This window comes from Christiangramia marina, assembly GCF_048285865.1.
In the GTDB taxonomy this organism is placed as follows: domain Bacteria; phylum Bacteroidota; class Bacteroidia; order Flavobacteriales; family Flavobacteriaceae; genus Christiangramia; species Christiangramia marina.
In genome coordinates, this window is sequence record NZ_JBLVTK010000003.1 from 418,534 (window position 1) to 430,093 (window position 11,560).

Annotated in this window: 7 protein-coding genes; 6 read left to right on the forward strand and 1 reads right to left on the reverse strand. The window is 39.4% G+C overall.

What is annotated here, in order from left to right:
- The first annotated feature begins 3 nt into the window (after window positions 1-3).
- From ACNKXS_RS12755 to ACNKXS_RS12775, 5 genes are all read left to right on the forward strand, one after another.
- Window positions 4-1,191 carry an acetyl-CoA C-acyltransferase gene (locus tag ACNKXS_RS12755; protein ID WP_417921255.1) on the forward strand — a complete coding sequence of 396 codons (1,188 nt, stop codon included), beginning with the start codon at window positions 4-6 and terminating at the stop codon, window positions 1,189-1,191.
- A gap of 44 nt (window positions 1,192-1,235) precedes the next feature.
- Complete coding sequence (locus ACNKXS_RS12760; RefSeq protein WP_295179311.1) at window positions 1,236-3,044, forward strand: acyl-CoA dehydrogenase family protein; 1,809 nt, start codon at window positions 1,236-1,238, stop codon at window positions 3,042-3,044.
- A gap of 156 nt (window positions 3,045-3,200) precedes the next feature.
- Window positions 3,201-4,256 (forward strand): zinc metalloprotease, encoded by a 1,056-nt coding sequence (locus tag ACNKXS_RS12765; protein WP_417921172.1) that lies wholly within the window; start codon window positions 3,201-3,203, stop codon window positions 4,254-4,256.
- An 82-nt stretch (window positions 4,257-4,338) separates the two neighbouring features.
- Window positions 4,339-6,168, forward strand: a complete 1,830-nt coding sequence (locus ACNKXS_RS12770) for a mechanosensitive ion channel family protein (RefSeq protein ID WP_417921173.1) — start codon at window positions 4,339-4,341, stop codon at window positions 6,166-6,168.
- 80 nt (window positions 6,169-6,248) lie between these two features.
- The gene (locus ACNKXS_RS12775) at window positions 6,249-7,298 is read left to right on the forward strand and encodes a mechanosensitive ion channel family protein (protein ID WP_417921174.1); all 1,050 of its coding nucleotides are present in this window, start codon (window positions 6,249-6,251) and stop codon (window positions 7,296-7,298) included.
- On the opposite strand, the gene ACNKXS_RS12780 is transcribed toward ACNKXS_RS12775, so the two are convergent.
- The gene (locus ACNKXS_RS12780) at window positions 7,295-9,091 is read right to left on the reverse strand and encodes a glycoside hydrolase family 15 protein (RefSeq protein ID WP_417921175.1); all 1,797 of its coding nucleotides are present in this window, start codon (window positions 9,089-9,091) and stop codon (window positions 7,295-7,297) included. The two genes, ACNKXS_RS12775 and ACNKXS_RS12780, sit on opposite strands and share 4 nt — an antisense overlap.
- A 95-nt stretch (window positions 9,092-9,186) precedes the next feature.
- On the opposite strand from ACNKXS_RS12780, the gene ACNKXS_RS12785 reads away from it, so the two are divergent.
- Window positions 9,187-11,400 (forward strand): bifunctional alpha,alpha-trehalose-phosphate synthase (UDP-forming)/trehalose-phosphatase, encoded by a 2,214-nt coding sequence (locus ACNKXS_RS12785; protein WP_417921176.1) that lies wholly within the window; start codon window positions 9,187-9,189, stop codon window positions 11,398-11,400.
- The last annotated feature ends 160 nt before the right edge of the window (window positions 11,401-11,560 follow it).

An 11,560-nucleotide genomic window follows, 5' to 3' on the forward strand; every position in this document is an offset into this window, starting at 1 on the left:
AAAATGAAAACAGCATATATAGTTAAAGCATATAGAACAGCAGTTGGGAAAGCTCCCCGAGGTGTTTTTAGATTTAAAAGACCTGATGAACTTGCTGCAGAAACCATCCAGTATATGATGGATAAGTTGCCAGATTTTGACAAGACTCGTATCGATGATGTCATGGTTGGTAATGCGATGCCAGAAGCAGAACAGGGTTTGAACGTAGGTAGATTGATCTCACTAATGGGATTGAAGATCGAAGATGTTCCGGGTATGACCGTTAACAGGTATTGTGCTTCAGGTCTCGAGACAATTTCCATAGCAACTGCTAAGATCCAGATGGGAATGGCAGACTGTGTGATCGCAGGTGGTGCAGAAAGCATGAGTTACATCCCTATGGGAGGTTACAAGCCAGTTCCTAATTATGAAGTTGCCAAAAACGGCAATGAAGATTATTACTGGGGAATGGGTCTTACTGCGGAAGCGGTAGCGAATAAGTACAATGTATCCAGAGAAGATCAGGATCAGTTCGCTTATGATTCTCACCAGAAAGCGATTAAAGCTCAGCAGGAAGATCGTTTTCAGGATCAGATAGTTCCAATTACCATCGATGAGACTTATGTTGAAGACGGTAAAAAGAAGACAAGGTCTTATACCGTAAATAAAGATGAAGGTCCAAGAAAAGATACTTCAGTAGAAGTTCTGAATAAATTGAGACCTGTTTTTGCGGAAGGCGGAAGTGTCACTGCAGGTAACTCATCACAAATGAGTGATGGTGCTGCCTTCGTGATGGTAATGAGCGAAGACATGGTTAAAGAACTGAATCTTGAGCCGATAGCAAGAATGGTAAGCTATTCTGCAGTAGGTGTTGAGCCCAGAATTATGGGTATTGGACCGGTTCATGCAATCCCGAAGGCTCTAAAACAAGCTGGTTTGAAACAGGATGATCTGGAGCTTATCGAATTGAACGAAGCTTTTGCTTCGCAATCACTGGCAGTTATTCGCGAACTTGGACTGGACAAGGACAAATTGAATGTAAATGGTGGAGCGATCTCCATGGGCCACCCTCTTGGTTGTACCGGGGCAAAACTTTCAGTGCAGATTTTCGATGAAATGCGCAAGCGTGACCTGAAGAATAAACATTGTATGGTGACCATGTGTGTTGGAACTGGACAGGGCGCTGCCGGAGTTTTCGAATTTTTAAACTAGTAAATTAACTAACAGGCAGGTTACCTGTCAATATTAAAATTATAATGAGTACAGATACAACAAAAAAAGATCTTCTTCGCGGTGGTCAGTTTCTTGTAAAGGAAACTAAAAGTGAAGACGTTTTCACGCCGGAAGATTTCAACGAGGAGCAGAAAATGATGCGTGATTCCGTGCAGGAATTTGTAGAGCGCGAGATCTGGCCTCATAAAGAAGAATTCGAAAAGAAAAACTATGCTCTTACTGAGGAGGTAATGCGTAAAGCTGGAGAACTAGGGTTTTTGGGTGTTGCGGTACCTGAAGAGTATGACGGTTTAGGGATGGGCTTCGTTTCTACCATGCTTGTTTGTGACTATATATCTGGTGCTACAGGATCTGTGGCTACTGCTTTCGGAGCACATACAGGAATTGGTACAATGCCAATCACCTTATATGGTAACGAAGAGCAGAAGAAAAAATACGTACCCAAATTAGCTACTGGTGAGTGGTTTGGAGCTTACTGTCTTACAGAACCCGGTGCAGGATCTGATGCAAATTCAGGAAAAACAAAAGCTGTGCTTTCTGAAGATGGAAAGTATTATAGCATTAGTGGACAGAAAATGTGGATTTCCAATGCTGGTTTTGCAGATGTGTTTATTGTATTTACCAGAATTGAAGATGATAAGAACATTACCGGTTTTATTGTAGAGAACGAAGAAGGTAATGGTATTAGCTTTGGAGAGGAAGAGAAGAAACTGGGAATTCACTCCTCCTCTACCCGCCAGGTTTTCTTTAATGAAACCAAGGTGCCAGTAGAAAATATGCTTTCAGACCGTGGAAACGGTTTTAAGATTGCAATGAACGCGTTAAACGTGGGTCGTATTAAACTTGCTGCAGCTTCGTTAGACGCCCAGCGTCGTGTGACAGATCTTTCAGTTAAATACGCCAATGATAGAGTTCAGTTCAATACACCAATTGCAAAATTCGGAGCTATAAAATCCAAGCTTGCAGAGATGGCTACTTCAGCATATGTTGGAGAAGCAGCGTCTTACCGTGCGGCTAAGAATATCGAAGATCGTATAAATATTAGACTGGAAGAAGGTAGTTCACATGCAGATGCTGAACTTAAAGGTGTTGAGGAATACGCGATTGAATGTTCTATTCTGAAGGTTGCATGTTCTGAAGATGTTCAGAATTGTGCAGATGAAGGTATCCAGGTATTTGGAGGAATGGGATTCTCTGCAGATACACCAATGGAATCTGCCTGGAGAGATGCCAGAATTGCTCGAATTTATGAAGGAACGAACGAGATCAACAGGATGTTATCTGTAGGAATGCTGGTTAAGAAAGCCATGAAAGGACATGTTGACCTACTAGGGCCAGCTACGAAAGTAGCAGATGAGCTTACTGGAATTCCTTCCATGGACAAACCAGATTATTCTGAATTGTTCGCTGAAGAGAAGGAAATGATCGGTAAACTGAAAAAGGTTTTCTTGATGGTTGCAGGTAGTGCCGTTCAAAAATTCGGTCCTCAATTAGAAGAACACCAGCAATTATTATTAGCTGCATCAGATATTCTAATAGAAGTTTATATGGCTGAATCTGGAATTCTTAGAGCAGAGAAAAATGCCAAGAGATTTGGAGTAGATACTCAGAAGGAACAGATCGCCATGGCTAAACTTTATCTCTACCATGCAGTGGATACTGTGAATACTAAGGCAAAGGAGGGAATTGCTTCTTTTGCCGAAGGAGACGAGCAACGTATGATGCTTATGGGTCTCAAGAGATATACCAAGTATACGAATCTGCCTAATATTGTGGCACTTCGAAATACCATCGCAGAGAAATTAACTTCTGAGAACAAATACTGTTTTTAGAAACATTCTTTTAAACTGAGAAAAAGCCACCTAATCGGGTGGCTTTCTTATTTTTATAATATTTGTTTCAATAATGTTATAATTTGATGGCTTAATAGTTAATTGTTTCTAAATATTTAGATATATTGGCTCTAAATCAAACAATAACTTAACATTATGAAAAAAGTTTTTCTTGGAATGGCAGCTATGGCCTTCCTATTTGCTTCTTGTGAGCAAGATCCTACAGAAAACAGTGTTGACCAGGAAGTAGCTCAGGTAGACATGAGTGATTTTTATCTTTACACAGATGCTGAGGCAGACGGCAAAAAGACTGAAGATGACAAAACGAAGTGTTACTCAATGAGAAACCTTAATCGTTTATTAAATGAGAATCCAGGTTTACACAAGAAAATGTACGACGTAGAACAGAATACGCGTTCTATTTTAGCAAAAAGTACTAACGGTAAAGGCAAACCAGGATCCGGTGGTGGAGGAACCACTGAGCCACCAGTAGGTGATAATCTTGGAATTGTAAATATTCCTGTTGTAGTTCATGTTATATACAGTAACTCTCAGCAAAATATTTCTGATGCTCAAATCAATTCTCAGATTTCTGTTTTGAATGAGGACTTCAGAGCTTCAAACAATGATGCAGGTAATGTTCCTAGTGAATTTGCTGGATTGGTTGCAGATTCAGAAATCAGTTTTACTCTTGCTGGAGTAAACAGATACAGTGACTCAAGATCTGAATGGGGAACTAGTGATGCTATGAAATATGCCTACCCTCCAACTTCTCCATCTAATACTTTAAACATCTGGATTTGTAACATTGGTGGTGGTATCCTTGGATATGCGCAATTCCCTGGTGGACCAGCTTCCACAGATGGTGTAGTAATTTCTCCTCAGTACTTTGGAACAACTGGATACGTTTCTGCTCCATTCAATAAAGGTAGAACAGCGACTCACGAAGTAGGACATTACCTAAACTTACGTCACATCTGGGGTGATGGTAGATGTAGACAGGATGACTTCGTAGCAGATACTCCTTCTTCTGATGGACCTAACTACAGCTGTCCTTCTTATCCTACTGTAAACTGTAGATCTACAGATATGACTATGAACTACATGGATTATACTAATGATGCATGTATGTATATGTTCTCTGAAGGTCAGAAAGCTCGTATGAGAACAGTTTTCGCTAATGGAGGACCAAGAACTGGTTTCGTAAACTAATCAACCAAAATATAACCACAGAAAGCCACCTTTTAGGTGGCTTTCTTCGTTTATCAGCCGGCCCTTTTTTTAAAATCGAAAATTGAGTACCTTAGTTGACCGACCAAAGAAATCACTCATGAACCGCTCTTTACGCCACTTGTGGCTATGTATTTCCATTCTATTTTTGCAGCAAACGGTATTTGCATTTCAGCAGGAAACAGAAGACAACAAATCTAAAGATCAGAAACTGCCTAGTAAGGCGACGGTGCTTAGCGACTCGGCCGCTGTTGCCACAAATGATATTGGTGAATATGCAGATGCCTACTACCAAACACAACAATGGAATGACGGCATTGGCTTCCCTCCTAACACTATAAATCTGCAATCCCCACAGGCTGCACTGGAACATTTTATAGTAGAGGCCAGAAACGATAATTACGAAGAAGCTTTGTATGCAATGAATTTTAATTTGTTGCCTGATAATATTTCGAAAGCAGATGCAGCGATTCTTGCTGAAAAACTACATTTCGTTCTTGAGCAACGAATTTCTATTGGGTGGGATGGCCTGCCTGATCGTCCCGATGGACAAATTGATGTAAGTACCTCAACAAACAAGGCTGTAGCGGGAAAACCAAGAAGAAGTCTATTATTTGGCACTACAACGCTGGACGATCGTGATATAAGCTTTAGAGTACAACGTGTGAAGTACAAAGATAAACATCCAATCTGGCTTATTTCATCACAAACTGTAGAAAATACGGAACCTCTATATACAACCTATGGTCCCAGAAGACTGGATAGAATGATCCCTGACTGGATTAGTTTCGAAGTTCTGGGAATACCAGTCTGGAAAGTTTTTGGAACCCTGCTTCTTATCTTGATTTGCTATTTAATCGCGAAAGGAGTTAGTGCCATTATAAGAAAATCATTTTCTGGTGTGAATCGCTACTGGATCCGGAATATTGCCTATAGGCTGGCATCTCCAGCAGGAGCCGCGATAGGAATTTTGGCTTTCTATTTATTACTCAATAATCTAATTTCATTTACCGGATCTCTCGCAAAAGGTATTTATACGTTTATTCTAATTGTCCTTATACCAATTTTTACCTGGTTGATCATGCGTATTATAGATTATATCATGGACTTCTTTGCTGTGGAAAAAGTAGGCGATGTAAGAACCGAGGAAGATAGCAAAGCGAAAAGCTTGATGACCTATATTTCTGTAGGTAGAAGAATATTTATTTTTATAATCGTAATTATTGGTGCTTCAGTCATATTCTCACAATTCCCTTCTCTTGAGAAACTGGGAATATCTTTAATGGCTTCCGCAGGAATCGCCACCGTGGTAGTTGGTATTGCAGCACAGAGTACGCTGGGTAATATTATCGCCGGCGTTCAAATCGCTTTGACCCGTCCTGCAAAGATTGGTGATGCGGTTATTATTGAAGGTGAATATGGTTTCGTGGAAGACATCACATTTACTTATATGGTCGTTAATACTTTCAAATTAAGGAGATTGGTCATACCTCTGTCTGATGTAATTACTGAAAGTTTTGAGAATCTTTCCATGTCTAACCCACAGAATATTATGGAGATCGAACTATTTTTAGATCATCGGGTAGACGTTCAAAAAGTACGTGAAAAGTTTACAGAGTTATTAAAAGCTTCAGACGACTGGGATGGTGATGAAGATAGATCGCCACTTGTTGAAGCCTCAGGTATGGATCACAATTACCTTAAATTGCGATGCCTGGTAAGTGCCAGGGATTTTCCGACTGCATGGACGCTACATTGCGAGCTTAGAGAAAATATTGTGCGTTACATCAGTGAACTCGAAGACGGAATTTATTTAAAACGGGAGCGCGTTGTACTCGATGATAAAAATTCAGAAGATGTTAAAGAGGATAAGATAATGGATGACGAAGGCTAAAACGTTTTAGGTTAATCTTCTGTAAACCTGTAGCAACTAAGCGTTCAAAATTTTAATTTTAGAATATCTAAATCTGAATTATGCTCGAATTGGAAAAAAGCGGACTTCTTTACCTCGTTTCAGCGCTTGTCATTTTAATGGTAAGTTTCGGTCTTGCATTTTATATCATCAGGAAGCTCGGTAAAAATCCAACGAATATACTTCCGGTTAATTTCGCCTATAAGATTCGGTTACCATTATTGATTTTTCTAGCCTCTATTATTGCCAGAATAGCAATCATTAGTAAAATTTTCAGGTTTGAAGCCACCTATGAAATTGTTAGTCACCTTAGTACAGTGGGTATCATTCTAAGTGTTGCCTGGTTTCTGATCTTACTGTTTAGAGTAGTTAAAAAAAGAATGCTCAAGAAGTACGATATGGCTAGTGATGATAATCTCAAAGCCAGGAAGGTTTACACACAGTACATGATCCTTGAGAACATTGTGATTTTCATTATTGTAATACTTGCCGTTGGAATTGCTTTGATGAGCGTTGAAAGTATACGCTCTGTCGGGATAAGTGTATTGACCTCAGCTGGTATTGCCGGGATTATTATAGGTCTTGCTGCACAAAAGGCTATTGCTACTTTGCTTGCAGGTATACAGATCGCTATCACTCAGCCTATCCGCCTGGATGATGTCGTGATCGTTGAAGGTGAATGGGGTTGGATCGAAGAGATCAATCTTACCTACGTGGTGGTTCGGGTTTGGGATAAAAGAAGACTGGTAGTTCCCACAACGTACTTTATTGAAAAAACCTTCCAGAACTGGACAAGAAGTTCCGCAGACATACTTGGAACAGTATTTATTTATGCAGATTATGGCCTGCCTTTAGAACCACTTCGGGAAGAACTTACAAGGTTATTAAACAACTCATCTCTCTGGGATGGTAACGTGAATGTACTTCAGGTTACAAATGCTTCGGAAAAGACTGTGGAGCTAAGAATACTTGTAAGTGCAAAAAATTCACCTACAGCCTGGGATCTTCGTGTACACCTTAGAGAGAAATTGCTTGATTTCATACAAAAAAATTACCCGGGACATCTTCCGAAGGCCCGGGTAAGTATAGAAAAAGATCAGGAATTGACTTAATCCTGAAACAAGGCGTTTTCCGCAGAAATTCCTTTTGAGAAATTTGCAGCTGTTTCAATTAGCGCTAAATGTGAATATGCTTGTGGGAAGTTCCCGAGCAGGCGTTTGGTTTTGAAGTCGATATCCTCACTAAATAAACCTAAATGGTTACTGTAGGATAACAACTGATCAAACATATCTTTAGCTTTCTTCTTATCTCCAATTTTATATAAACTATCAATTAGCCAGAAGGTACAAATCGTAAATGACGAGGTTGGTTTCCCAAAATCATCGTTATTTTTATATCTATACATCAATCCGTCTTCACAAAGCTCCCGTTCAGTAGCCTGTACTGTGCTCACAAATCGTGGATCATCTGCTTCAATAAAACCGTAAGGTTGCATTAATAGTGTAGATGCATCTAGATCTGCCGAACCATAGGATTGAGTATAAGCCTGTTTTTCCTCATTCCAGCCATTTTCATAGATATCCTGATAAATTTCTTCTCTTAATGCGATCCATTTGGTATCGTTAATTCCCATTCTCAGAACCTCACCAATCTTTATAGCTCTGTCTACAGCTACCCAGCAAAGTAATTTTGAAAATACAAAGTGTCTGTCTTCTGTACGAAGCTCCCAGATACCTTTATCTGGTTTCGTCCAGTTTTCTTCAACGATCATGACAATACCACGAACCACGGTCCACAGTGCTTCAGAATTTTCAAGCGAAGTTTCGAACATCAGGAATTGCTGGTAGATCACTTCCATCAAAATACCGTAGATATCGTTCTGCTTTTGAATATATGCTGCATTACCAGTACGAACGGGACTGGATCCCTCATAACCTTTTAAATGACTTAGAATATGTTCGGTTAATTCCTTTTCACCATTGATCCCGTACATGATCTGGATCTTCTCATCCTTATGCGGAATAATATCTATGATGAACTGAAGGAAATCCTTGGCAGATTTTATATGTCCCAGACCTGCCATCACCTTGATCACCATGGAAGCATCACGAATCCAGCAAAAACGATAATCCCAGTTTCGCTCCTCACCTATTGTTTCCGGCAGACTTGTAGTCGCGGCGGCAAGTACAGCACCAGACTTTTTGTAGCTCAATGCTTTAAGCACAAGCGCACTTCTCATAATCTCCTGCCCGTAATGAGTATATCTGGTTGTATTATCTGCCCAATTCATCCAGTAGACCTTTGTTCTCTGGAATTTCAAATAAGACCTGTCCAGGGTTTGCTCTACCAGTTTTTCATGATAGCCAACAAGGCAATATGCATTTCCAGTAAGAGTGATCTCTTTTTGCTGCAGAATATCATTCAGGTTCAAACTTGAATATAGATAAGCAGAATCATACTTACCTTCCTTCGTAAAACTCTTTATATAATCACCCTTATTCTCATTGTAGGTTTTCTCTCTTGCAAAATCCAGTTTTGGATTATATTTAATACTGAATTTTGGTTCTCCTTTCATTAATCTGAAAAACCTAATAACATCTGGTGGCGCATAATAAGATCCATCTTCACGAGGATACCTGGGCATGAAATCTATTAACTGAAAAGCATCAGTTCCATTATCGAATACCGTACTTAAAATATTAGTTTCCCAAAGATATTCCTGTGTAATCTTATAGTCATCCCCTATAAGAATTTCAAAACTTCCTCCAATTTCATCATCTAGTATTTTTGCAAAAACTGCAGAGGAGTTAAAATTTGGCATACAGCACCAATCCAGGGAGCCTGTTTTGGAGATTAAAGCTGCACTTTTACAATTGCTTATTATTCCGTAGTCGAGATTATCCATATATCTTAAAAATCTTATAAATCAATGGCTGTCTTAAATGATTTTCGGAAATTTAATAAAAATCAATTTCGCGACCACGGCATTTATAATTAATTATGAGCAAAACAATCATTATTTCCAACCGCTTACCACTGCAAATTTCTATTTCTGAAGATCATCTCGAAGTGACACCTAGCGTGGGAGGACTCGCAACCGGCTTAAAATCATTTCATAAAGATGGAGACAGTATCTGGATAGGATGGCCCGGAATGACCGAAGAGGAAATTCCCGAAAATCTGAAGAATAAAGTTCAGCAAAAGGCCCGGGAAGAGAATTGTGTAGCCGTCCATCTAAATGCCAATGAGATCGACGGCTTTTATTATGGCTTTAGTAATCGTACCATATGGCCTCTATTCCATTATTTTATGGAGTACACCGAATCTGACGATGATTACTGGCATACCTATAAGGAAGTAAATCAAAAGTACGCAGATGAAATACTAAAACATTATAAAGAAGGTGATGTGATCTGGGTTCATGATTATCAACTTTTACTGGTTCCTAATATGGTAAGAGAACAGGCACCAGATGCTATTATTGGATTCTTCAATCATATCCCTTTCCCTTCTTATGAAGTTTTCAGAACGCTTCCGTGGAGAGATGAAGTATTACAGGGAATGCTTGGGGCAGATCTTATAGGTTTTCACACCTATGATTATGAAAGACATTTTTTAAGTTCTGTTAGCCGGATTTTGCGACACCAGGTCGATTTTAACCAGATCACCCTTCCAGACAGGATCGTTAAAGTAGATTCTTTCCCTATGGGTATCGATTATAAGAAATTTGAACAGGCTGCACTGGATCATTACGAAAGTACTTCTGCAGACCAGTCTGAATTACAGAAAAGACTGGATCATCATTTAGAATCTACACCAGATGCTAAGTTGATACTTAGTATAGACAGACTGGATTACACTAAAGGTATTGCACACCGTATAAGAGCTTATGAATACTTCCTTGACAAGAATCCTGAGTATATTGAGAAAGTACGGCTGGTGATGTTGGCTGTCCCTTCAAGATCCAATGTACCTCAATACAGAAGGCTGAAACGAGAAATTGACGAACTTGTTGGACGTATCAACGGGAAGTTCTCTACCGTAAGCTGGACTCCCATCTGGTATTTCTATCGTTCCATGCCTTTTGAAAACCTTATCGACCTTTATACTACCTGTGAGATTGCTTTGCTAACACCAATTCGTGATGGAATGAATTTGGTAGCTAAGGAATATATCGCAACGCGCACAGATCATACAGGAGTTCTTATTTTAAGTGAAATGGCCGGAGCTGCCCATGAGATGAATGAAGCGCTGATCATTAATCCTAATAATTTCGAGCAGGTGGCCGAAGCATTAAAAACCGCTTTTGAAATGCCGAAGGAAGAACAGATCGAAAGAAATAAAATGCTTCAGAAGCGATTGAGACGCTATAGTGTAGAAAAATGGGCAGGTGACTTTATGAAGTCTCTTAGATCTACGAAAGAAAACAGAGAGTCCTTTCAGTCTATCAAGATCAATTCTGAAATTACACAGGAGATCATGACTAAATTCCAGCAAGCCGAAAGAAGGATTTTATTCATTGATTATGACGGTACACTAGTAAACTTTACAGACAAACCTGAGAACGCCCGTCCTGATGCCGATCTTAAAGAACTTATACGTGATCTGAATGCCGATGACAAAACAGATGTCATACTAATAAGTGGTCGGGATAAAGACACTTTAGGAACCTGGTGGAAGGATGTACCGGTAGAACTAATCTCTGAACATGGAGTCTGGATGAGACAGATCGATGGAGAATGGGAACTTTCAGAAAATGTAAAAAGTGAGTGGATGGATGCCGTTCGTCCAGTGATCGAAAATTTTGTGGATAGAACACCAGGTACATTTATAGAAGAAAAGAATTATTCTCTGGCCTGGCACTACAGAAAAGCAGATCCTGAACTAGGAGAGATTCGTGCCAATGAATTGAGTACAACTTTAAAAGAGCTTATTTCCAATCGCGGATTAAGTGTGCTGGAAGGAAATAAAGTACTGGAAATTAAGAGCAGCGGCGTGAATAAAGGAAAGGCCTCTACAAAAAAACTGGTAGGAAAAGATTACGATTTTATTTTCGCAATTGGTGACGACTGGACAGATGAATATATGTTTGAAGATCTTCCGGAAGACAGCGTTACCGTTAAAGTAGGCATCAAAAAAACAAGCGCCAGGTACTATGTGGAAGGTACTCTGAAAGTCCGCACCTTGCTGGAGAATTTCCGCAAAAATAACTAATGATTTTAGGTTGTTAAATAATTTATGAATACTATCGAAAGTTTAAATATACATTAACTAGCAGATGATGGCATAGGTTCAATTTCTATTTAATTTAGCACCTGAATTTAAATCGAACCAGTTTAAAACCAAATATTATGAAAGCAGGGAAATTATTATT